Annotated in this window: 21 protein-coding genes and 1 pseudogene; 11 read left to right on the plus strand and 11 right to left on the minus strand. The window is 58.9% G+C overall.

Annotated features, from left to right (window positions below; genetic code table 11):
* Window positions 1–21: 21 nt before the first annotated feature.
* The 4 genes from tagH to JS46_RS02725 are packed head-to-tail and all read left to right on the plus strand — an operon-like array spanning window position 22 to window position 4,389.
* Entirely contained in the window at window positions 22–1,149 is a 1,128-nt protein-coding gene (tagH, locus tag JS46_RS02710; protein WP_033747630.1) for a type VI secretion system-associated FHA domain protein TagH, read from the plus strand.
* Window positions 1,146–1,922, plus strand: a complete 777-nt coding sequence (locus tag JS46_RS02715; RefSeq protein ID WP_033747632.1) for a PP2C family serine/threonine-protein phosphatase — start codon at window positions 1,146–1,148, stop codon at window positions 1,920–1,922. The genes tagH and JS46_RS02715 overlap by 4 nt, the downstream gene beginning before the upstream one ends.
* A gap of 14 nt (window positions 1,923–1,936) precedes the next feature.
* Entirely contained in the window at window positions 1,937–2,890 is a 954-nt protein-coding gene (locus tag JS46_RS02720) for a hypothetical protein (protein WP_033747635.1), read from the plus strand.
* Window positions 2,891–2,934: 44 nt separating this feature from the next.
* Window positions 2,935–4,389 carry a serine/threonine-protein kinase gene (locus tag JS46_RS02725; protein WP_033747638.1) on the plus strand — a complete coding sequence of 485 codons (1,455 nt, stop codon included), beginning with the start codon at window positions 2,935–2,937 and terminating at the stop codon, window positions 4,387–4,389.
* A 43-nt stretch (window positions 4,390–4,432) separates the two neighbouring features.
* Here JS46_RS02725 and JS46_RS02730 read toward each other — a convergent pair whose 3' ends face one another.
* Both JS46_RS02730 and chaB read right to left on the minus strand, forming a co-directional pair.
* Window positions 4,433–5,110 carry a gamma-glutamylcyclotransferase gene (locus JS46_RS02730; RefSeq protein WP_033747639.1) on the minus strand — a complete coding sequence of 226 codons (678 nt, stop codon included), beginning with the start codon at window positions 5,108–5,110 and terminating at the stop codon, window positions 4,433–4,435.
* A gap of 188 nt (window positions 5,111–5,298) precedes the next feature.
* The gene (gene chaB / locus JS46_RS02735) at window positions 5,299–5,529 is read right to left on the minus strand and encodes a putative cation transport regulator ChaB (protein WP_033747642.1); all 231 of its coding nucleotides are present in this window, start codon (window positions 5,527–5,529) and stop codon (window positions 5,299–5,301) included.
* 370 nt (window positions 5,530–5,899) lie between these two features.
* On the opposite strand from chaB, the gene chaA reads away from it, so the two are divergent.
* A complete protein-coding gene (chaA, locus tag JS46_RS02740) occupies window positions 5,900–6,991 on the plus strand; it encodes a sodium-potassium/proton antiporter ChaA (RefSeq protein ID WP_033747644.1) in 1,092 nt (363 codons plus the stop codon).
* Between the two features lie 317 nt (window positions 6,992–7,308).
* On the opposite strand, the gene JS46_RS02745 is transcribed toward chaA, so the two are convergent.
* On the minus strand, window positions 7,309–7,968 hold the full coding sequence (locus JS46_RS02745) for a DUF2931 family protein (protein ID WP_033747647.1): 660 nt from the start codon (window positions 7,966–7,968) through the stop codon (window positions 7,309–7,311).
* Entirely contained in the window at window positions 7,959–9,833 is a 1,875-nt protein-coding gene (locus tag JS46_RS02750; protein WP_033747650.1) for a phospholipase effector Tle1 domain-containing protein, read from the minus strand. Before JS46_RS02750 ends, JS46_RS02745 begins: the two co-directional genes overlap by 10 nt.
* A gap of 219 nt (window positions 9,834–10,052) precedes the next feature.
* Between JS46_RS02750 and JS46_RS23195 the strand changes: the two are divergent.
* Window positions 10,053–10,683: pseudogene (locus tag JS46_RS23195) on the plus strand (Tn3 family transposase); the annotation flags it as partial.
* Between the two features lie 116 nt (window positions 10,684–10,799).
* Here the strand turns inward: JS46_RS23195 and kdsA are convergent.
* Genes kdsA through hemA form a run of 6 tightly spaced genes read right to left on the minus strand, consistent with a single transcriptional unit; the run spans window position 10,800 to window position 16,113 of the window.
* Window positions 10,800–11,654 (minus strand): 3-deoxy-8-phosphooctulonate synthase, encoded by an 855-nt coding sequence (gene kdsA, locus JS46_RS02755; RefSeq protein ID WP_033747653.1) that lies wholly within the window; start codon window positions 11,652–11,654, stop codon window positions 10,800–10,802.
* A gap of 26 nt (window positions 11,655–11,680) precedes the next feature.
* Window positions 11,681–12,490, minus strand: coding sequence for an invasion regulator SirB1 (gene sirB1, locus JS46_RS02760; protein ID WP_033747656.1), 810 nt, complete (start codon window positions 12,488–12,490; stop codon window positions 11,681–11,683).
* Window positions 12,487–12,885 carry a SirB2 family protein gene (locus tag JS46_RS02765; RefSeq protein WP_033747658.1) on the minus strand — a complete coding sequence of 133 codons (399 nt, stop codon included), beginning with the start codon at window positions 12,883–12,885 and terminating at the stop codon, window positions 12,487–12,489. The genes sirB1 and JS46_RS02765 overlap by 4 nt, the downstream gene beginning before the upstream one ends.
* 12 nt (window positions 12,886–12,897) lie before the next feature.
* A complete protein-coding gene (prmC, locus tag JS46_RS02770) occupies window positions 12,898–13,731 on the minus strand; it encodes a peptide chain release factor N(5)-glutamine methyltransferase (RefSeq protein WP_033747661.1) in 834 nt (277 codons plus the stop codon).
* A complete protein-coding gene (gene prfA / locus JS46_RS02775) occupies window positions 13,731–14,813 on the minus strand; it encodes a peptide chain release factor 1 (RefSeq protein WP_033747664.1) in 1,083 nt (360 codons plus the stop codon). The genes prmC and prfA overlap by 1 nt, the downstream gene beginning before the upstream one ends.
* A 43-nt stretch (window positions 14,814–14,856) precedes the next feature.
* Window positions 14,857–16,113: a glutamyl-tRNA reductase gene (hemA, locus tag JS46_RS02780; protein ID WP_033747667.1), complete on the minus strand. Its 1,257-nt coding sequence runs from the start codon at window positions 16,111–16,113 to the stop codon at window positions 14,857–14,859.
* A 216-nt stretch (window positions 16,114–16,329) separates the two neighbouring features.
* Here hemA and lolB point away from each other — a divergent pair, with 216 nt between their 5' ends.
* The 3 genes from lolB (at window position 16,330) to prs (ending at window position 18,892) form a co-directional block, all read left to right on the plus strand.
* Window positions 16,330–16,953: a lipoprotein insertase outer membrane protein LolB gene (gene lolB / locus JS46_RS02785; RefSeq protein WP_033747670.1), complete on the plus strand. Its 624-nt coding sequence runs from the start codon at window positions 16,330–16,332 to the stop codon at window positions 16,951–16,953.
* Window positions 16,950–17,807, plus strand: a complete 858-nt coding sequence (gene ispE, locus JS46_RS02790) for a 4-(cytidine 5'-diphospho)-2-C-methyl-D-erythritol kinase (RefSeq protein ID WP_033747672.1) — start codon at window positions 16,950–16,952, stop codon at window positions 17,805–17,807. The genes lolB and ispE overlap by 4 nt, the downstream gene beginning before the upstream one ends.
* A gap of 137 nt (window positions 17,808–17,944) precedes the next feature.
* Window positions 17,945–18,892: a ribose-phosphate diphosphokinase gene (gene prs, locus JS46_RS02795; RefSeq protein WP_006118899.1), complete on the plus strand. Its 948-nt coding sequence runs from the start codon at window positions 17,945–17,947 to the stop codon at window positions 18,890–18,892.
* 58 nt (window positions 18,893–18,950) lie between these two features.
* Here prs and ychH read toward each other — a convergent pair whose 3' ends face one another.
* Window positions 18,951–19,220: a stress-induced protein YchH gene (gene ychH, locus JS46_RS02800; protein ID WP_033747679.1), complete on the minus strand. Its 270-nt coding sequence runs from the start codon at window positions 19,218–19,220 to the stop codon at window positions 18,951–18,953.
* 263 nt (window positions 19,221–19,483) lie between these two features.
* Here ychH and pth point away from each other — a divergent pair, with 263 nt between their 5' ends.
* The gene (gene pth / locus JS46_RS02805; protein ID WP_033747682.1) at window positions 19,484–20,071 is read left to right on the plus strand and encodes an aminoacyl-tRNA hydrolase; all 588 of its coding nucleotides are present in this window, start codon (window positions 19,484–19,486) and stop codon (window positions 20,069–20,071) included.
* A 102-nt stretch (window positions 20,072–20,173) separates the two neighbouring features.
* Window positions 20,174–21,265, plus strand: coding sequence for a redox-regulated ATPase YchF (gene ychF, locus JS46_RS02810; RefSeq protein WP_033747685.1), 1,092 nt, complete (start codon window positions 20,174–20,176; stop codon window positions 21,263–21,265).
* The last annotated feature ends 32 nt before the right edge of the window (window positions 21,266–21,297 follow it).

Below are 21,297 nucleotides of genomic sequence, written 5' to 3' on the forward strand. Positions count from 1 at the left end.
CCATCAGACACGGGATGACTCATGCAATTTACCATTGTGCAGTGCAATACGGATGTTCCGGTAAAAACCGTGGCGTTTCAGCCGCCCGGCGGCACCATCGGCCGCAGCCAGGATAACGATCTGGTATTGCCGGACGAATCGCGCGCTATTTCGCGCCTGCAGGCGCTGGTGCACCTTTCCGCCGACGGCGAGTGCCGCCTGACCAACCAGGGCAGCGTGACCGCGGTGGTGCATAACGGCGTCGCGCTCGAACGGGGAATGCAGGTTCAGCTGCGCCATGGGGATGCGCTGCAAATTGGCGAATATCAGCTTGCCGTGCAGGATCCGGCGCGCGCCGACGCGGCGAAGGACGATCCGCTGGCGCTGTTCGTCAGCGAGCTGCAGCCAGAGGGCGATCCGCTGGGCATGTTTGAGGTCGAACCCACGGAAAGCGTTCTCTCTGCGCCGCCTGCTTCGTCGCGCCACAGCGATGCGCGGCTGGCGATCGATCCGCAAAAAAGCGAAGCGCCGCGCCCGACCGGCATCGCATTGCAGGATCAGGAGAAGCTGATCGCCGCGCTGCTGGAGGGCATGGGGCTGAACAACGGCCACGCCACGCCGATCGACGAAGAGCAGATGCGCGTCACGGGACGGATGCTGAGCCTCTTCTCGCAGGGCACGGTCGCGCTGCTGTCGTCGCGTCAGATCCTGAAGCGCGGCGTCAAGGCGGATATGACGATGATCCTGAACGAGGCGAACAATCCCTTTAAAATCCTGCCCTCCGGCAAAACCGTGCTGATGCAGATGTATCAGAGCCAGATGCCGGGCTTTATGCCGCCGGAGCAGGCGGTGCGCGACGCGCTGGTGGATCTGCAGGCGCATCAGCTCGGCATGATCGCCGGTATTCGCGCCATTATCGCCGCTATGCTGCAGTCGTTTAACCCGCAGCGTCTGGAAGAGCAGGCGCGCAGTGAGGGCGTGCTGCCTAAACTCCCCTTCTCCGTCGCCCGAAAAGCCGCGCTCTGGGACTACTTTACGCGTAACTATCAGCGCACCGCCGGCGAGATCGAAGATGACTTCCACACCCTGTTCGGCGAAGCCTTTCTGCACGCCTACGATGTGGAGGTAAACCAGTACAAAGATTCGCAGACCCGGACGGACGACGCATGAAGATTGTATTTGCCAGCCGCTGCCAGCAGGGGCTGCGCGACGAGAACCAGGACCGCACCGGCGCGGAGATCACTGACGAGAAAGCCTGCTTTGTGGTCTGCGACGGCGTGGCGGGCCTTGCAGGCGGCGATCGCGCCGCGCAGCTGGTGCGCGACACCCTGCTCGCCGAGCTGCGCGACCAGCCGCGGCTGACGCCGGAAAATACGCACGCGGCGATTGAGCGCTGCCGCGCGGCGCTGCGCGAGGCGCAGACGCAGCAGCCCGGTTTCTCCCGCATGAGCACCACGCTGGCGGCCCTGTTTATCGATCGCCCGCAGCGGCGCGCCTGGTGGGCGCACGCCGGCGACAGCCGGGTCTACCACTTTCGTCACGGCACGCTGTTCGACGTCACGCGGGATCACAGTCTGGCGCAGCAGTTAAAGGATGCGGGCTATGAAAATACCGGCATTAACAGTAATTTACTCTATAATGCGCTCGGCGCGGATCCGGCGCGTCCGGTGACCTTTTCCGCCGAGCTGGCGCTGGAGGATGGCGACGCCTTTCTGGTCTGCACCGACGGTTTCTGGCTTAACCTGACGGCCAGAGAGATGGAGCAGGCGCTGCGCATGGTGAATGCCTGCGAAGAGTGGCTGGCGCTGATGGAAAAAGCGGTCAGCCGCAGCGTGAAAAAGGATAATCTCAGCGCGCTCTCTGTGTGGATCGGCGAACCTCAGGACGCCACGTTGCTTTATTCTGCGGCGGATTCGGCACGTTTTCTGCCGCCCCGCGACTGATACCAAGGATCCTTATGAAATTGTGGTTGTCCGGCATTGCGACCTTGCTTATCGCTTTCAGCGCGCAGGCCGAAGATTATCGCGTGGTTTACTCCCCCAGCCTGGCGCTGGAGGTGTTTATCGACGGCGTAAAAAGCAAAGCGCCCGACGACTGGTGCAAAGAGTCGCTGCCGCTGCGCATCGTTTCGGGCAAAAGCACCGATTCCGCCGTGCTGACGACTTTTTTGCCGCGTGTCGGCACGCTGCTGGCCAACCAGTGCGGCACGCTGGATGAGCTGCCCTGGCAGATGACCAACAAAGAGGGCGGCGTGCTGGCCAGCGGCAGCGCCAGCAAGCTGCAAAACTGGCGGCCGATCGTGATGGCCGACGCGACCGCCAGCGCCAGCGCCGCCAATGCCGCGCCGCTCGATCTGTCGCGTCCGGCCAACAGCGCGCCGCTGCAGCATTTCGATCTGCCCGGCGGCTGTCGCTTGCGCACCTCGTGGGACGCCGACGGCCAGTCGCTGTTTATTCCCGACGTCGCGCAGGCGCAGTGCCCGCACGACGGCTGGCTGGAAGGCAAAAGCGCGTTAATCTTAGCAAGCAAGGGCAAAAACACGCCTCTGCCGGTCACCTTCTATCAGGGCTACCCTATCGCGAACCTGCAAATCTCCGGCAACTCGCTGCAGGTAGTGGCAGCGAATAAAGAGCGCATGATCGTGACGCGCGCCGATGCCGCGGACAGCTGGCTGGTGCTGCCTTTCGACGAGGCGAGCCACGTCTGGCGCTTTAACGGCGCGCTGCTGGTGAAAATGGATAAAAATACGGCGCAGCAGGATCCGGACGCCATGAAATCGCGGGTGGAAACGTTGCGTGGTCTTTGGGGACCGCAGTTTATGCCACAGCAAAAAGTGAATGTGTTACTGATCGACACCCTGCACGCCGATCTGGTTGATCCGGCGATAGGTGCGTGGCGTAACATCAATTAATTACAGCGCAGCCTGGCTGCCAGGCGGTGTTCAGAGAGTTCACTATGTCGGCAAATGATAATCAGAAAGCGGTGCCCAACGCGCTCCCTGCGGGATACCGATTTAACGAGTTTGAAATCAAGGAAGTGATTGGCGGCGGCGGATTTGGCATCGTTTACCGCGCCTGGGATCATCAGCTTGAACGCACCATCGCCATTAAAGAGTATATGCCGGTGTCGCTGGCGGTGCGCGCTGAGGATCTGTCGCTGGAGCTGCGCGGCGAACGCTATCAAAAGCTGTTTAACGCCGGCCTGACCAGCTTTATCCAGGAGGCGCGTCTGCTGGCGCGCTTCAACCATCCCGGCCTGCTGCACGTGCTGCGCTTCTGGGAGCAGAACGGCACCGCCTATATGGGCACGCTCTACTACAGCGGCATGACGCTGAAAGAGTGGCAGCAGACCAGCCCGGATGCCGTGAGCGAGGCCTGGATCCGCCGCCTGCTGCCGCCGCTGTTCGGCGCCATCAGCACCATCCATCAGGCAGGCTATCTGCATCGCGATATTTCGCTGGATAATATTCAGATTCAGGAAAACCAGCTGCCGGTGCTGCTCGACTTCGGCTCGGCGCGCAAAGAGATCGGCAACCTGTCTGACGAAACCGAAATTATGCTCAAGCCCGGCTTCGCGCCGATTGAGCAGTACAGCGAAGAGGGTGAAAACGAACAGGGACCGTGGACCGATATTTACGCGCTCGGCGCGGTGCTGCACAGTCTGATCACCGGCAATCCGCCGCCGGTGAGCGTGGTGCGCTGCATTGAGGATAACTACCAGCCGCTGGTCGAGCGTCAGCCGCCCGGCTATTCGCTGCCGATGCTGCACGCGGTGGACTGCGCGCTGGCGATGAAGCCTGCCGATCGCCCGCAGTCGATTGACGCCTTCGCGGCGCTTATCGATCTGCCCGTCAGCGACGTGGAGGCGGTGGTCAATAGCCTGCAGCCTGCGCCGGAGCCGTCGCCGGTCGCTGCTGCGCCCGCCCCGACGCCCGTGGTCGAGAAAGAGGAAGAGGAAGTAGCGACGCCCGCGCCGGTGGTGATGGCGGTGAATCACGCCTCGGCCAGCGTCGAGCCGGTAACGCCGCGCAACGTGCGTCGTCTGTCGCCTGGGCTCGTAGCGCTGGCGGCCGCGGCGCTGCTGGCGGTAGTGGTGGTCACCTGGCTGACCAACAGGCGCGACGCAACGCCGGAAAACGCGACGCCTGCGGTGGCGCAGAACCCCGTGGTGAATAGCGCGCCGCCGGCGACGCCCGCTGCGCTGGCGACGGTCTACCTCAAGCTGGAGCGCGGCGCCAACGTGGTGCTCAACGGCCAGCCGGTGGAGGTGAAAACCGGCAGCAACGGGTTCGCCGCGCTCAACCTGGCGGCGGGTCAGTATCGTATCGAGGTGCATTCAGGCACCAGCATGCGCGCGCAGTCGCTGGTGATCGACAAGCCAGGCACCTGGCTGCTGAATCCGGGGAATTAGCGCGCTTTCGCGGCGTGGATGAGCACGCCGCGAGCCTTACCCTTTAGCCCTGCGCGCAGCGAACGCCCGCCTGCAGCGCGCGCACCTGGTGCGCCAGGCGGCTTAAACTCTCCTCCTCCATGCCGCGCTTCGCCAGCTCTTGCTCAAGCGAAAAAAGATACTGCGCGTTGCTGCCCAGCGGACCGCTCGCCGCTGCGATCAGCGGCGCGATCGCCTCAGGACAGGAGTCCGATTCGTAGAGCGGATGGCGCGGATCCATAATAAAGGCCAGCGCGGTGACGCTGCGCCCATCCTCCAGCGTTGATTCGCACCATGTCGGCAGATAGCAGCCGGTGATCATCTCGCGCTTCCACAGCAGCTCCAGCTCTTCATGCAGGCGCGTCTCCGGCAGGCGAAACGCCAGGCCGCTGGTTGAACCGCCCTCTTTCAGCGCCAGCATGCGGCCAGGATGGGAGGAGGTGCCGCGTCCGGCGATCAGGCGCAGGCAGAAGGCGCGATGCCAGCCGTCCAGCGTGCCGGATGCAACCTCGTCCGCTTCAAAAACAGGATTCCACATCAGTGAACCATAGCCGAAGATCCAGACCGGGCTCTGGTCGGGACGGCAGGCGAGCGTGGCCGCCAGCGACGCGGCGCGCTGTTCGCAGCTCCAGAGCAGGGATTCTTCAATATCGCCGAATGACGTTTTGCAGTCTGCTTTTAATAAAAATTCTCGGGTTAACAATGCGACCTCCTGACCTTTTTAACGTCCTGTCCGACGGGCTCCCTTATAAAATCGGCTAGCGGGCGACATTCTTGAGCCGCAGCATGCACTGACAGTATGCATTTTCCGCACCGCTTTCAAGGCCGCGGCCAGGCGAGAAAGTAAAAAAGCGCCGCGTCAGGCCGGCCGCGCCGGCCCCCTTCCCATGGCTACTTTTTAGGGTGCCACTTATCATCGTCTCCTTTTTCATACTCTTTTTTCACCGCCGACCAGGCGACTTTATGCGCGACCTCTTCCTGAGACTCATCGCCGCGTCGCTCATCTTTGTCTTTATACTGATCCCAGGCGCTGTTGAACGCCTTCTGATAGATCTCCTGCGCATGCGGCGGCAGTACATGTTTCACGTTATCCGGCAGCGCTTCGCGATTTTTGTAAGGCATTGCATTTCCTCCATTAAGGGCCCGCTTTAAGCCTGGCGTATAGAGAAAAAATTACAACCTTGTTATTCAGCCTACCCTCTCATAAAAATCAGGCGAAGCGCCTGAAAACCAACATTAGCAGTGTGATAATTTGCGTTTAATAGCCTGATTATTGCTTAAGTCATGTGTTTAATATGATGAATAGAAAGCGATAAAAGAGGATGAATACTATTTTTGCTAAAGTCGGCCTTTATTGTTAAAAAAGTAAAAACCGGTAAATTTTACCCACGTTAAGCGGTGAAAAGTTACACTTTCAGATGTAATAAAAGTTCTACTATTTTGTGAAACCCCGTTGGGTTTCGCCGACGCATTTCTCTGAAGAGGATGGTGAATGACCACACATGAAAAAACACGTCACAAAGAGTTCTCGCTGATACTTCCTCTCGCCGCCCTGGCCGTGCTGTTTTTCTTTGGCGGACAAACCTCCCTGCCCGCGGTTATCGGCATCAACCTGCTGGCGCTGGTGGCGATCCTCAGCAGCGCCTTTAGCGTAGTGCGCCATGCCGACGTGCTGGCGCATCGGCTGGGCGAGCCCTACGGCTCGCTGATCCTCAGCCTGTCGGTGGTTATCCTCGAGGTCAGCCTGATCTCCGCGCTGATGGCCACGGGCGATGCCGCGCCGGCGCTGATGCGCGACACGCTCTACTCTATTATTATGATCGTCACCGGCGGGCTGGTGGGTTTCTCGCTGCTGCTGGGTGGGCGCAAGTTCGCCACGCAGTATGTGAATCTTGCCGGGGTAAAGCAGTATCTGATCGCCATCTTTCCGCTGGCGATCCTGGTGCTGGTGTTCCCCAACGCGCTGCCGGGCGGCAACTTCACGACCACGCAGGCGCTGCTAATCGCGGCGATTTCAGCAGCGATGTACGGCGTTTTCCTGCTGATTCAGACGCGCACCCATCAGAGTCTGTTTGTTTACGAGCATGAAGACGACAGCGACGATGGCGACCCGCACCACGGCAAGCCCTCGGCGCACAGCAGCGTCTGGCACACCGTCTGGCTGATCGTGCATCTGATTGCGGTTATCAGCGTCACCAAAATGAACGCCAATACGCTGGAGCATTTGCTGTCGGAGTTTAATGCGCCCGCGCAGTTCACCGGCTTCCTGGTGGCCCTGCTGATCCTCTCGCCGGAAGGCCTGGGGGCGCTAAAGGCAGTGCTGATGAATCAGGTCCAGCGCGCCATGAACCTCTTTTTTGGCTCGGTGCTGGCGACTATCTCGCTAACCGTGCCGGCGGTGACCATCATCGCCACCCTCACCGACCAGCAGCTGGTGTTCGGCCTTGAGCCGCCGCAGATGGTAATGATGTCAGCGGCGCTGATCCTGTGCCATATCTCGTTCTCAACCGGGCGCACTAACGTGCTGAACGGCGCCGCGCACCTGGCGATTTTTGCCGGCTATTTGATGACGATCATGCTCTGAAATAACGCTTTTCAGGCCACACGTAAATTAAAACGCGGGTGACGGAAAGCGAAGAGCAAAGCGTCCCGCGCCAGGGACAAAAACGCCGGGAGCGTTTTTGAACAACGCAGCGCGTTGGCCCGGCCACGGGCGCACCTCAGGGATGAGGTGCGTATCCACGCGGGCCGAGCGGCAAAGATGCCAACTGCGTCTTTGCGATCGCTTCCCGTCACCTGGGGGCAGTTTGGATATCGAAAATTATTGTACATTAAGGCTAAAAATTGACCACCAAGCCCCAGAAGGGGCTTGGGAAGATCCTTCTGGGGTAAATAGGTTGCTTACCAACTACCGTAAGGATATTTTTTCCCTTTGATAAAATCCTCGGTATCTTTTCCGTACTCATAGCCGTTAGAAAACCGCGTTATTCCTTTGCAAATATCTAATTTATCCCCTGATACGGTTTTCAGCACTGATGGGGTGACGCGGTAATTAGGCTCAGAACCACTTCCCTGTAACCAGACGGCCACTTTCCCCTCCGGAGCCAGACCAATTTGTAATCTGTCGTAATACGCAGTTCTTCCCCGGTAATCCCGGTACTCACTCGGCCTGAGCATTTTCTCCAGTACAGGTTTAGGGATCGTCAGGTGAGTTTCATACACTTTTCTATCGATAATCGAGTCCCAGCAAAAAATAATATGTCTGGGAGGTCGTTTAACGTGATTCCAGTAGCCACCAGGCGCACGGTCTTTGTCGTTCCACTCGCCGATAACTTCGGGCAGGTCGGGCGTGCTGTTCAGCGTGTTAAAGCGATAGTCCTTTCCATCAGCGTCAAGAATAGCGGCAAATGTCACCACTGCTGGCAATGCGTTAGGTGTGAAAAAGTTAAAAGTCCACTCTGCCGGTACATTGCTTTGCGCGGCTGTGTCGGACAAAGATTTCCCCTGACAGGCCGTCAGCGCCAATAAAAGAAGAAGACAAGCCACACAGATTATTTCCATATTCTGTTCCCGTCCATATCATAGACCGTACGCTGCCAGCGCTCGTCCGGCCGGTTGGTGAACGTCACCAGCTTCGCCGGTTTGACCGCACCGCTTATTATTCCCTGGCCGTCTCTCACCACGCTGTTCCAGTTGGCTGAGCAGTGAATATATTTTTCGGCCAGCATCAGAATTTGTGGCGTGATAAAGCCGGGGGCAGGTTGTCCTCTCCTTATGGCTCGGCCCATTACAATCGCTTTTTCACACAGGCTGTTGAGTTCTGGCCGGAGTGACAGGTTGTCGTCTTTAGGTAAAATAGGGGAAAATTCTACCCCGGCATCCTGTGCCGCATCGAGCATCACCCGCAACACTACCTTCGACCAGTCATTACGCGTCGGACGGTCAATAACCAGCGCGGCACCGCTGCGTTTCTGTAGCGCTCCGTAACGGTCTGCTGGCATTCTGTCGTCATGCCAGGTATCAACATTCACCTCCACCGCGTTCAGCAGTGGCGCTATCGCCGGATAGCCGTCCATCGCTGTAAGCTGCGCACAGGTCTGTTGATAAATCCGCGTATCCGTGTCGGGGGTGGAAAGGGGAACGGTTTCAAACTCCGGGCGGGTAAGGAAGTAGACTTCATGCTCGTCGGGGTTATAGCCGCCGCCAATGTCGGAGTGCGCACCGGGCAAAGCCAGTTCCGGCCACGCCGGTTTTACGCTGTTCAGCGCGAAGTTAAAGCGGCATTCGTGTTGCGCGGTGATGTGAAACACTTTGTCTGCCACGCCTGGACGCAGCACCAGATTGACATCCCCGGTATCGGCACTGTGCGGGTTGAGGCCGTTGACCGGTGTTCCTATGGCCGCTACGGTATCAAATATCCCCAAAAAACGGGTTTTGCCCCCGGGCGTACCGGAAAATTCAATACCTTCCAGCCCGGCCCTAATCGCCGATATAATGGCACGGTCCTGACTGAATACCCGGTTGGCAAAGTGGCGCGCCGCCGCCGCTCCCCGACTGAAGCCAAAAATATCAAACTGCAGCTCTTTAATGGTGCAGAGACGGGCGTCAGCATGCTGGAGTAAATACCCCTGAATACCGGCAGTCAGTGCTGCGACTGCTTTATCGGTTTTTCTCACTACGCCAGTATCGCCTCTGCCTGTTCCCATTCCGTAAGTGCTGTCGCCAGCCCCGTCTTCCGTACCGATACCTTCGATGTAAATAGCGTATTGACCGACTCCTGTATCGGGCCTGATATCCTGTCTATACAGTGTATTCAACCAGTGTACGTTGCTGTAGTAACCGATATAGCTCCCTGCAGCAGTACCCCTGTAGCCACGTTTTAGTCGCACGCACTGGGAATACGCAGATCCAGCATCAGCATCATTCATCCCGAAATGTTCACCGGAACAGGCGGCCTGACGGTCGCCGCTGTTATTCGCATTGTTGCCAGTGCCATCAAAGAATACGCCGATCGTCAGCGTGATTTTCCGTTTCTTCTTCGCCGCCTGTGCACGCTGTTCAGGCTCTGACTCCTGGGCTTGTTTTTTCGCGGTCTCAGCCCGTTCGTCCACCCGTCCGGCGTTGCAGTCGCTCTCGTAGGTGTGCGTCTGGACTGACGGAATAAACCGGGCGCGGCACGGGCAGGAACTGTAGCTGTCCAGCGAACCCGCCCACTCTTTCAGTTCTCCGCCCACCTCATAGGTGTCCCCCATACCGCCGCACACGCGGAACCGCCCCTCATGCTTCCCGCAGGTCACCGGGTCGCCCGCCCTGGCCTGTTGCCGTTCGATGCCACCGATTTCGTAGGTGTCGTCAGATGCACCCGAAAGGATCCGCCCACCACAGGTGGTTTTATCCAGGTGGTACAAAAAAAATCCCTTTGCCATAATCCCTCATGAATAATATGGTTATAAAACCAGCGCATCATACCTCAATCATGACTTAACCAAAATCTCCGGCTTCTGGTTAGCAGTACAACACCTGAATACGGCAGATTTGCGAAGGGCTGTACTCTTATGCGATATCTGGTTTCGTTAAAATTACCGCACTAAATAATTTATTAACGAAACTATATGGTAAGGAGGCAGATTCTTTCTCTATCGGAAAACAAGAAGCTATTTATTAAAGGGAAAGCAGACCAGTAACCGGCACTTCAGTCACTGATATCAACAACCAGCCGGAACCTGAAAGAGATCGAAACTCACTTGCGTGAAGTGCTGCGTCTGGCAACCTCGATAAGCAGGAAACCGTGACGGCATTCCTGATGCTGAAAAAGCTTGCCAGCTACCCCCAGGCAAAACGGGCTGGCCAAAGCACTGAGAAAAATTGGCTGTACTGAACGAACTCTGTTTATGCTCGACTGGTTCCGCGATCCTGCACTGCGTCGGTGGTTACACGCGGGACTGAATAAAGGTGAAGACCATAACACGCTGGCGCGAGCGGTATTTATGCACCGGCTGGAAGAAATCAGGGACTGAAAACCGGAAAATCAGAGCTATCGCTCCAGTAGACTAACGCTGCTGACGGCTGCTATCTCGCTATGGAAAGAGCGGTCGATGCCCTGAAGCGTAAAGTGGTGGAGATCAACGAGCAACGGCTCTCGCATTTGTCCCCGCCAGGCTGGGAGCACATCAATCTAACAGAAGATTATATCTGGAAAAGCAACCGGATCCTGGCTTCCGGTAAGTTTCGTCGGCTGAGGCCAGCTAAAGTCGAAAGGTCAAAAAACAGCCTTAACGTACAATAATTTTCGATATCCAAACTGACCCCTACCTGCGTTAGCCCCCATGCGGCAGACGAAAAAAAAGAGCGACCAACGTCGCTCTTTTTTAATTCGCCGCCTGAAGCGCCAGTTACTTGCTGGTATCCAGCTCAGGGAAGCTCTTCACCAGGTCGTCAATCGCCTTCATCTGCACCAGGAAAGGCTCCAGCTTATCCAGCGGCAGCGCGGACGGGCCGTCGCACTTCGCGTGATCCGGATCCGGATGCGCTTCGATAAACAGACCGGCAATGCCGACCGCCATACCGGCGCGCGCCAGCTCGCCCACCTGAGCGCGGCGACCGCCGGAAGCGGCGCCGAACGGGTCGCGCGTCTGCAGCGCGTGGGTCACGTCGAAAATAACCGGGCTGTTGTTGGTAACTTTCTTCATCACGTTAAAGCCGAGCATATCAACGACCAGATTGTCATAGCCGAAGTTGCTGCCGCGATCGCACAGAATCACCTTATCGTTGCCGCCTTCCGCGAACTTATCCACGATATTGCCCATCTGGCCCGGGCTGACGAACTGCGGCTTTTTCACGTTAATCACCGCGCCGGTCTTCGCCATCGCTTCTACCAGGTCGGTCTGACGCGCCAGGAAGGCGGGCAGCTGGATCACGTCGACCACGTCGGCCACCGGCTGCGCCTGCGCCGCCTCGTGCACGTCGGTAATGATCTTCACGCCGAACGCCTGCTTCAGCTCCTGGAAAATCTTCATGCCTTCTTCTAGGCCGGGACCGCGATAGGATTTAATGGAAGAGCGGTTCGCCTTGTCAAAAGAGGCCTTGAACACGTACGGAATGCCGAGCTTGTCGGTGACCTTCACGTAGTGTTCGCAAATACGCATGGCGAGCTCGCGCGATTCCAGCACGTTCATGCCGCCAAACAGCACAAATGGCAGATCGTTAGCGACCTTGATATCACCAATAGTGACGACTTTCTGAGTCATGCCCTTTCCTTAATGGTGTGGTGCGCTTAGTGCAGCGTCACCTGTTTCTGTTCAATTGCGTGAATTTGTACTTTGATCATCTCGCTGACCGGATCCTCGGGACACTGCTCAACGAAATAGGTTAAGTCGTTTAGCGCAATATGATCGCACTCCAGCTGCGCGTAGATCAAACCGCGATCGCGGATCTCGTAAGGGTCGTCCGGATCGATCTGCAACAGCACCTGACTCACGCCCAGCGCCAGCTCCATCTGCTTCTCCTCCATCAGCGCCGCCTTCATGGTGTCGAGCATCTTGCGCATCACGCTGATGGTCTTCGCCTCTTCCAGATCGTCGTCGTAGAGCTTTGCCGTGGGGCTGATGTTGCCCTTCAGCCACACTTCCAGCGTGTGGGTATCCAGCGTCTCGCCGTTGAACGGGTTGATGAGCCACATCTCGCCGTCGATCCAGTCGGCGCGCAAAATCAGCTGCGTGGGAAAAATAACCGGCATCAGCGGAATGTCGAGCGCCTGCGCGATATGCAGCAGGATCACGCCCAGCGACACCGCAGTGCCCTGACGCGTCTTGAGCACTTTATCCAGCCATAGCGCGTCGGAAAGGTTATAGATGCCGCTGGCGCCGCCGAAGCCCCACTGGCGATAGAAAAGCTCCAGCAGCTTCTCCAGCTGCATGTCGGCGTCCTGTTCGCTGCTCACATAGCGGCGGGCTTCCGCCACCAGCGCCGCCAGCTGCTCCTGCACGGACGAGGCGGGAAAATCGGCGCGAATCGCGCGGGTGGCGCCAATCACCGCTTCACACAGCGGCGTCTGGCTAAAATCTAATTGCTCTGTGGAGGTCATACTATCCCCAATAACGGCATTTTGGTCACCGCCAGCTTAATCACTGTTACCAGCGCGACCAGCGCGACCAGGAAAGCGATCCAGCGCGTACGGCTAGTGCGCGGGCGACGACTCAATGCCACGGAACCTAAGGCGATGTAGATAATAACGCCTAAAAGCTTCTCCGTCAGCCAGCTTCCTTGCGGCGAGAACGGGTAAAAGTGGGTAATCATCACCAGCAGCACGCCGGTCAGCAGTAAGAAGGTGTCGTTAACGTGCGGCGTAATGCGCACCCAGCGGCGCTGCAGCAGCGCTGAGCCGCTGCGCAGCCAGTAAAAACGCAGGATAAAAAGCGCAATGCTGATAAACACCGTCAGCAGATGCAGTTGCTTGATAAGCGGATAGTAAGCGGCCATGTAACGTCCTTTTTAAGAGGGAATGCGACCGAGCGTGACGCGCGGATTGCCGCCGTAGTCATTCACGGTCGCGACCTGAAGAAAATCGTGCTGCTGCATCAGCGCGCGCACCGCCGCGTCCTGCTGCCAGCCATGCTCCAGCAGCAGCCAGCCGCCGGGCGCCAGCCACTGCGGCGCCTGGGCGATAAGCAGGCGCAGATCTGCCAGCCCCGCCTCGTCGGCCACCAGCGCGCTGCGCGGTTCGAAACGCACGTCGCCCTGCGACAGATGCGCATCGTCTGCGTCGATATAGGGAGGATTACTGACGATCAGGTCGAAGCGCGCGGCGGGCAGCGCGTCGAACCAGTGGCTCAGGATGAACGTGACGTTGGGGATCGCCAGCCGGTCGGCGTTGCTTTGCGCCAGCGCCACGGCGGCTTCAATACGGTCGACGCCCAGCACCTCGCAGTCGGGCCGTTCGCTCGCCAGCGCCAGCGCGATGGCGCCGGTGCCGGTGCCGAGATCGAGAATGCGCGACGGCGCGGCGGGCAGGTGCGCCAGCGCCTGCTCTACCAGCACTTCGGTGTCGGGTCGCGGGATCAGCGTCGCGTCGGAGACGCGCAGCGGCAGCGACCAGAATTCGCGCTCGCCGATAAGATGCGCCACCGGCTCGCCCTGCACGCGCCGCGCCAGCAGCGCGTCGAGGCGTGTCAGCTGTTCAGGCAGCAGCTCGGTCTCGCCGAAGGCCACCAGCCAGCTGCGCGATTTGCCGGTAACGTGCCCCAGCAGGATCTCCGCGTCGCGCTTCGGACTCTCGCCGCACTGTAGCGCGGCGACAGCCCTTTTCAGCCAGCATTGAAACTCCATTACTCCTGACCAGCCAGCGCGGCCAGCTGATCGGCCTGATGCTCCTGCACGATCGGCTCAATCAGGTTATCCAGCTTGCCTTCCATGGTCTCGTCAAGGCGATAGATGGTCAGGTTGATGCGGTGATCGGTCACGCGCCCCTGCGGGAAGTTATAGGTGCGGATGCGGTCGGAGCGGTCGCCGCTGCCCAGCAGGTTGCGGCGCGTGCTCGCCTCCGCCTCGTGGCGCTTCGCCATCTCCGCGGCGCGAATGCGCGCGCCCAGCACCGCCAGCGCTTTGGCTTTGTTTTTGTGCTGCGAACGCTCATCCTGACACTCCACCACGATGCCGGTCGGCAGGTGGGTGATGCGGATGGCGGAGTCGGTGGTGTTGACGTGCTGGCCGCCCGCGCCGGACGAGCGGAAGGTGTCGATCTTCAGATCGGAGGGATTGATCTCCGGCAGCTCCGCTTCCGGCACCTCCGGCATCACCGCCACGGTACAGGCCGAGGTATGGATACGCCCCTGGGATTCGGTTTCCGGCACGCGCTGCACGCGGTGGCCGCCCGATTCGAACTTCAGACGGCCATAGGCGCCGTCGCCGGTGACGCGAGCGATGACCTCTTTATAGCCGCCGTGCTCGCCCTCGTTGGCGCTGACGATCTCTACGCGCCAGCGGCGGGCTTCGGCGTAGCGGCTGTACATGCGGAACAGGTCGCCGGCGAAAATCGCCGCCTCGTCGCCGCCGGTGCCGGCGCGCACTTCGATAAAGCAGGCGCGTTCGTCGTCAGGATCTTTCGGCAGCAGCAGCACCTGCAGCTGCTGCTCCAGCCGTTCGCTCTCGGCGCGCGCCTGCTGCAGCTCTTCCTGCGCCATATCGCGCATCTCGGCATCGTCCAGCATCATCTGGGCGGTTTCGATATCTTCCTGCGTCTGCTGCCACGCGCGGAAACATTGGGTCACGTCGGTTAACTGCGCATATTCGCGCGAGAGCGCGCGGAAGCGGTCCTGATCGGCGATAACGCTGGCGTCGCCGAGCATCGCTTCCACTTCTTCGTGGCGCTCCTGCAGCGCTTCCAGTTTGGCAACAATAGAGGTTTTCATGTCGTGATGGGATTCTCGTCACAGAGGGCAACAGCCCGGGAGTCTACTCGAGACCGAGGCTGTCGCGAAGCAATTGCAGGCGTTCAGTGTCGCCGTCGCGGGCGGCCTGCTGCAGGGATTTGGTTGGTGCGTGAATTAAACGGTTGGTCAGCTTGTGCGCCAGCTCCTGCAGGACTTTCTGCGGATCGGCGCCCTGCTGCAGCGCAGCCAGCGCGCGCGATTCGAGATCGGCGCGCACGCTTTCCGCCTGAGAGCGGTATTCGCGAATGGTCTCGACCGCGCTCTGGGCGCGCAGCCAGGACATAAATTCGCCGCTCTCCTGCACCACGATGCTTTCGGCCTGTACGGCGGCGGCTTTGCGCTGCGCCATATTCTGCTCGATGATCGCCTGCAGGTCGTCGACGCTGTAGAGATAGGCGTTAGGCAGTTTGCCCACTTCCGGCTCGACGTCGCGCGGCACGGCGATATCCACCAGCAGCACCGGTTTGTTGCGGCGCGCTTTCAGCGCGCGCTCCATCATCCCTTTGCGGATAATCGGCAGCGGGCTGGCGGTGGAAGAGATGACGATATCGGCGTCGGCGAGGCGGGCATCGATGTCGCCGAGGCCGATCACTTCCGCGCCGACCTCTTCCGCCAGCCGCTCGGCGCGCTCGCGCGTGCGGTTGGCGATAATCAGCTTCTGCACTTTATGCTCGCGCAGGTGGCGCGCTACCAGCTCAATGGTTTCGCCCGCGCCGACCAGCAGCACGTTGACGGTCGAGAGGGATTCGAAGATCTGGCGCGCCAGCGTACAGGCGGCGAAGGCAACCGACACCGCGCTGGCGCCGATTTCCGTTTCGGTGCGCACGCGTTTGGCGACCGAGAAGGTTTTCTGGAACATGCGCTCCAGCTCGCTGCTCAGCGCATGGCCGCGCTGCGAATCGGCGAAGGCTTTTTTCACCTGGCCGAGTATTTGCGGTTCACCCAGCACCAGCGAGTCGAGGCCGCTCGCCACGCGCATTAAATGGCTGACCGCCGCGTTGTCCTGATGCCAGTAAAGACTTTGACGCACGTCCTCTTCATTGAGATGGTGATAGTCACACAGCCAGCGCACCAGGCGCTCCTGCAGATCCGCCTGCTGCTCTACGCTCAGGTAGAGTTCGGTGCGGTTGCAGGTAGAGAGAACGACGCCGCTCTGCACCATGGGCTGGGAAAGCAGGCTGTCGAGCGCCTGTTCCAGCACGTCCGGCCCGAACGCGACGCGTTCGCGCAGCGCGACAGGTGCAGTTTTATGATTGATTCCGAGAGCGAGCAGCGTCATGGCGATAAAAGTTGGGATGTCCCAATAATGTCAGGGTTTTGTGATGCGCATTCTACAAGATGCGGCAGATCATGAAAAGCCATACAAAGGCTATGACTGTAATAAGATTAAACTGATCGTGCGCAATTTTACTGTAATCGGCATTGACGGTTTATAAGCGGATCGCTAGCGTTAACCGTTACGAATTAAAAACGTGTCCGAGGAGATGACCACGTGATGACCTATTCACCACGCACTATGTTGCGCCTTTTGCCGCTGGCGAGCGTTCTGCTCACCGCCTGCGCTGTTAATCAGCCTCAGGGCCCAGGCCCGAGCACGACCGCGCCGCAGTGGCAGCAGCATCAGCAGGAAGTGGCGAAAGTCACGCACTACCAGACACGCGGCGCCTTCGCCTATCTTTCTGACAAGCAGAAAGTCTACGCGCGCTTTAACTGGCAGCAGACCGCCCCGGACCGCTACCGCCTGCTGCTGACCAACCCGCTAGGCAGCACCGAGCTGCAGCTCGACGCTCAGGGCGACACCGTACAGATCGTGGATAACAAAGGCAAACGCTACGTCAGCAACGACGCGGAGAAGATGATCTCTCAGCTGACCGGCATGGATATTCCGCTCGCCAACCTGCGCCAGTGGATGATGGGCCTGCCGGGCGACGCCAGCGACTATCAGCTCAACAGCAACTATCAGCTTAAAAGCCTGAACTACAGCAGCAACGGCCAGAAGTGGCAGGTCGCGATTCAGGATTACGACAGCAAATCTACCCCGCCGCTGCCGGCGAACCTGGAGCTGCGCGAAGGCGACCAGCGCATCAAACTGCGTATGGATAGCTGGACCCTGCAATGATCACCACCTGGCCCGCTCCGGCAAAGCTCAACCTCTTTCTCTATATCACCGGCCGTCGCGCAGACGGTTACCATAACCTGCAGACGCTGTTTCAGTTTCTCGACTACGGCGACAGCCTGCATATCACGCCGGACAGCAGCGGTCGCGTCAGCCTGACTACGCCGGTGGACGGCGTCGCCCATGACGACAACCTGATTGTTCGCGCGGCAATGCTGCTGCGCCAGGCGGCGCAGGCGCAAAACCGGCTGCCGGCCGGCGCCGGCGCGCAGATCGCCATAGAAAAGCGGCTGCCGATGGGCGGCGGGCTGGGCGGCGGTTCCTCGAACGCCGCCACCGTGCTGGTGGCGCTCAATCACCTGTGGGGCGTCGGTTTCTCTCTGGAGGCGCTGGCGGAGCTGGGGATTAAGCTTGGCGCGGACGTGCCGGTGTTCGTCAGAGGTTTTGCCGCTTTCGCGCAGGGCGTCGGCGAGCAGCTCCAGCCCGCCGATCCGGCGGAAAAATGGTACCTGGTGGCGCATCCCGGCGTAAGCGTGCCGACGCCGCTGGTGTTTAACGATCCGCAGCTTACGCGCGATACGCCGGTACGTTCGCTGGCGGCGCTTTTATCGACACCCTTTCACAATGATTGTGAGGCAGTGGTAAGAAAACGTTTTCGCGAGGTTGATGAGCTTGTTTCCTGGCTGCTAGAATACGCGCCGTCGCGCCTGACTGGCACTGGCGCTTGCGTGTTTGCCGAATTTGACACCGAGTCAGCCGCTCGTCAGGTGCTGGAACTCGCCCCGAAATGGGTATGCGGATTTGTCGCGCGAGGCGTTAACGTCTCGCCTCTGCATCGCACCCTTTCCGGGCTGTAAGCGCATGTGTGACAGTGTCACCCTGTTCCAGACGCTGCACGCTGTGCATTAACACACCCGTATGAACCTGCGCTGCGGTATGCGCCGGTTACCGTAACGCCGTTCATTCTCTGGACGCCAAGCCTGAGGTTCTTCTCGTGCCTGATATGAAGCTATTTGCTGGTAACGCCACCCCGGAACTAGCACAACGTATTGCCAACCGCCTTTACACCAGCCTCGGAGACGCCGCAGTGGGCCGTTTCAGCGATGGCGAAGTGAGTGTACAAATTAATGAAAATGTACGCGGTGGTGATATTTTCATCATCCAGTCCACCTGTGCTCCCACCAATGATAATCTGATGGAACTGGTTGTGATGGTCGACGCGCTGCGTCGAGCTTCTGCTGGTCGTATTACCGCGGTTATTCCCTACTTCGGCTATGCCCGCCAGGACCGCCGCGTGCGCTCCGCTCGCGTGCCGATTACCGCTAAAGTGGTCGCGGATTTCCTTTCCAGCGTTGGTGTCGATCGCGTTCTGACGGTCGATCTTCACGCCGAGCAAATCCAGGGCTTCTTTGACGTCCCGGTTGATAACGTTTTCGGCAGCCCGATCCTGCTGGAAGACATGCTGCAAATTGGTCTGGAAAACCCGATTGTGGTTTCCCCGGACATCGGCGGCGTCGTGCGTGCTCGCGCGATCGCCAAACTGCTCAACGATACCGATATGGCTATCATCGATAAACGTCGTCCGCGCGCGAACGTTTCTCAGGTGATGCACATCATCGGCGACGTGGCGGGCCGCGACTGCGTGCTGGTCGACGATATGATCGACACCGGCGGCACGCTGTGCAAAGCGGCGGAAGCGCTGAAAGAGCGCGGCGCGAAACGCGTCTTCGCCTACGCGACTCACCCGATTTTCTCCGGCAACGCGGTGGAGAATCTGCGTAAATCGGTTATCGATCAGGTCATCGTCTGCGACACCATCCCGCTTTCTGAAGAGATGAAATCGCTGCCGAACGTTCGTACCCTGACGCTTTCCGGCATGCTGGCTGAAGCAATCCGCCGTATCAGCAACGAAGAGTCTATCTCGGCGATGTTCGAGCACTGATTTTCGTTTAATAAAAAACCGGGCCATGCGCCCGGTTTTTTTATGGCTAAAGAACGGATCAGTGGTGCGGCGTGCGGCGGCAACGCTCGTCATAGTGGCGGTGCCAGAAGTAGCGGTCTTCGATCCTTTCGCGCCCGCTGACGCGCGCGCCAGCGAGCCACAGCAGCGCGCCGATAAAGATGCCGAGGATAGCGCCCTGCGCCAGCAGCGCCGGCATTTGAATGCTCGGCAGTTGATTAAGCACGGAGAAGATGATGCTGGAGACCATCACCACCAGCCCCACGATCATCAGGACGTTTCCTGCTTTTCGACAATGTTGATGTTTCATAACTCACCTCTGTCCATATGAACAAGCCAAACAAACCGCACATAATGTTAACTTGTCATAAGTTTAGGCAATGACCTGCGAACGATTTGCGTCCAGGATCACAAACCCTAATAAAGGCTGACCTAAATTTACCTTCAGAAGCTTGATTTAAATAACAAAATAATTAATCACGCGACGTAACCATATCGCTGTAGCTAAGTTTGTTCTCTTCTCTGCCGCGAAGTACACTAACGCCTTTTCACCACCTGAGCAGGATAATCATCGTGAGCAGCATTAAACTGATTGTGGGCCTGGCCAATCCCGGCGCGGAGTACGCCGCCACGCGGCATAACGCTGGCGCCTGGTATCTCGATTTGCTGGCGGAGCGTCATAATCAGTCGCTAAAGGAAGAGGCGAAATTCTTCGGTTATACCGCGCGTATCAGCCTGGCGGGCGAAGATGTGCGTCTGCTGGTGCCGACTACTTTTATGAACCTCAGCGGTAAGGCCGTGGCGGCGATGGCGACCTTTTTCCGCATCGCGCCGGAAGAGATTCTGGTGGCGCACGATGAGCTCGATCTGCCGCCAGGCGTCGCGAAGTTCAAACAGGGCGGCGGCCATGGCGGCCATAACGGCCTGAAGGACATCATCAGCAAGCTGGGCAACAACAATAACTTTCACCGCCTGCGCATCGGCATCGGCCATCCGGGCGACCGCAACAAGGTGACGGGATTTGTGCTGGGCAAACCGCCCGCCAGCGAGCAGAAGCTGATTGACGACGCGATTGATGAAGCGGCGCGCTGTACCGAAGTGTGGCTGAAAGAGGATCGCCTGAAGGCGATGAACCGGCTGCACGCGTTCAAGGCGAGCTAAACGCCCTGCCCGCGCGATTTCTGTGTATAATGCGCCAAATTTTTTCGTTTCCGGCAATGCCTGCAGCAGGCGTTGCACCTCAAGTTAGAAGGGTAACCAACCATGGGATTCAAATGCGGTATCGTGGGCCTGCCGAACGTCGGTAAATCCACCCTGTTCAACGCGCTGACTAAAGCGGGCATCGAAGCGGCTAACTTCCCCTTCTGCACCATTGAGCCCAACACCGGCGTGGTGCCGATGCCGGATCCGCGCCTTGATCAGCTGGCGGAGATCGTCAAACCGCAGCGCCTGGTGCCGACCACCATGGAGTTCGTCGACATCGCGGGCCTGGTGAAAGGCGCGTCGAAAGGCGAAGGCCTGGGCAACCAGTTCCTGACCAACATCCGCGAAACCGAAGCGATCGGCCACGTCGTGCGCTGCTTCGAGAACGAAAACATCATTCACGTCGCGGGCAAAGTGGATCCGGCGGAAGATATCGACGTCATCAACACCGAGCTGGCGCTCTCCGATCTGGAAACCTGCGAGCGCGCCATTCAGCGCGTGCAGAAGAAAGCCAAAGGCGGCGACAAAGACGCGAAGGTCGAACTGGCCGCGCTGGAGAAGTGCCTGCCGCATCTGGAAAACGCCGGTATGCTGCGCGCGCTGAAGCTGGACGCCGATGAGAAAGCGGCGATCCGCTACCTGAGCTTCCTGACGCTGAAGCCGACCATGTATATCGCCAACGTCAACGAAGACGGTTTCGAGAACAACCCCTATCTCGACCAGGTGCGCGCCATCGCTGAAGCGGAAGGCTCCGTGGTGGTGCCGGTTTGCGCCGCCGTTGAGTCAGATATCGCCGAGCTGGACGATGAAGATCGTGCCGAGTTTATGGCCGAGTTAGGTCTGGAAGAACCGGGCCTGAACCGCGTGATCCGCGCCGGTTACGCCCTGCTCAATCTGCAGACCTACTTCACTGCTGGCGTGAAAGAAGTGCGCGCCTGGACCATCCCGGTCGGCGCAACCGCGCCGCAGGCGGCGGGCAAGATCCATACCGACTTCGAGAAAGGCTTTATCCGCGCGCAGACCATCGCGTTTGACGACTTTGTCGCCTATAAAGGCGAACAGGGCGCGAAAGAAGCGGGCAAGATGCGTTCAGAAGGTAAAGAGTACATTGTAAAAGATGGCGATGTGATGAACTTTTTGTTTAACGTCTAACGTCTTTTTTAGGGCAGTATTGCCCTAATAGT

The organism is Pantoea sp. NGS-ED-1003 (genome assembly GCF_000738765.1).
Taxonomy (GTDB): Bacteria; Pseudomonadota; Gammaproteobacteria; order Enterobacterales; family Enterobacteriaceae; genus Pantoea; species Pantoea septica.

Bases quoted from the DNA above. Each gene is read 5' to 3' on its own strand.
- JS46_RS02725 (WP_033747638.1), top strand. From the start codon at position 2,935: ATGTCGGCAAATGATAATCAGAAAGCGGTGCCCAACGCGCTCCCTGCG.
- lolB (WP_033747670.1), top strand. From the start codon at position 16,330: ATGACCTATTCACCACGCACTATGTTGCGCCTTTTGCCGCTGGCGAGC.
- hemA (WP_033747667.1), bottom strand. From the start codon at position 16,113: ATGACGCTGCTCGCTCTCGGAATCAATCATAAAACTGCACCTGTCGCG.
- JS46_RS02715 (WP_033747632.1), top strand. From the start codon at position 1,146: ATGAAGATTGTATTTGCCAGCCGCTGCCAGCAGGGGCTGCGCGACGAG.
- kdsA (WP_033747653.1), bottom strand. From the start codon at position 11,654: ATGACTCAGAAAGTCGTCACTATTGGTGATATCAAGGTCGCTAACGAT.
- ychH (WP_033747679.1), bottom strand. From the start codon at position 19,220: ATGAAACATCAACATTGTCGAAAAGCAGGAAACGTCCTGATGATCGTG.
- ychF (WP_033747685.1), top strand. From the start codon at position 20,174: ATGGGATTCAAATGCGGTATCGTGGGCCTGCCGAACGTCGGTAAATCC.
- prfA (WP_033747664.1), bottom strand. From the start codon at position 14,813: ATGAAAACCTCTATTGTTGCCAAACTGGAAGCGCTGCAGGAGCGCCAC.
- prmC (WP_033747661.1), bottom strand. From the start codon at position 13,731: ATGGAGTTTCAATGCTGGCTGAAAAGGGCTGTCGCCGCGCTACAGTGC.
- tagH (WP_033747630.1), top strand. From the start codon at position 22: ATGCAATTTACCATTGTGCAGTGCAATACGGATGTTCCGGTAAAAACC.
- JS46_RS02750 (WP_033747650.1), bottom strand. From the start codon at position 9,833: ATGGCAAAGGGATTTTTTTTGTACCACCTGGATAAAACCACCTGTGGT.
- JS46_RS02765 (WP_033747658.1), bottom strand. From the start codon at position 12,885: ATGGCCGCTTACTATCCGCTTATCAAGCAACTGCATCTGCTGACGGTG.
- JS46_RS02745 (WP_033747647.1), bottom strand. From the start codon at position 7,968: ATGGAAATAATCTGTGTGGCTTGTCTTCTTCTTTTATTGGCGCTGACG.
- ispE (WP_033747672.1), top strand. From the start codon at position 16,950: ATGATCACCACCTGGCCCGCTCCGGCAAAGCTCAACCTCTTTCTCTAT.
- chaB (WP_033747642.1), bottom strand. From the start codon at position 5,529: ATGCCTTACAAAAATCGCGAAGCGCTGCCGGATAACGTGAAACATGTA.
- sirB1 (WP_033747656.1), bottom strand. From the start codon at position 12,490: ATGACCTCCACAGAGCAATTAGATTTTAGCCAGACGCCGCTGTGTGAA.
- JS46_RS02720 (WP_033747635.1), top strand. From the start codon at position 1,937: ATGAAATTGTGGTTGTCCGGCATTGCGACCTTGCTTATCGCTTTCAGC.
- chaA (WP_033747644.1), top strand. From the start codon at position 5,900: ATGACCACACATGAAAAAACACGTCACAAAGAGTTCTCGCTGATACTT.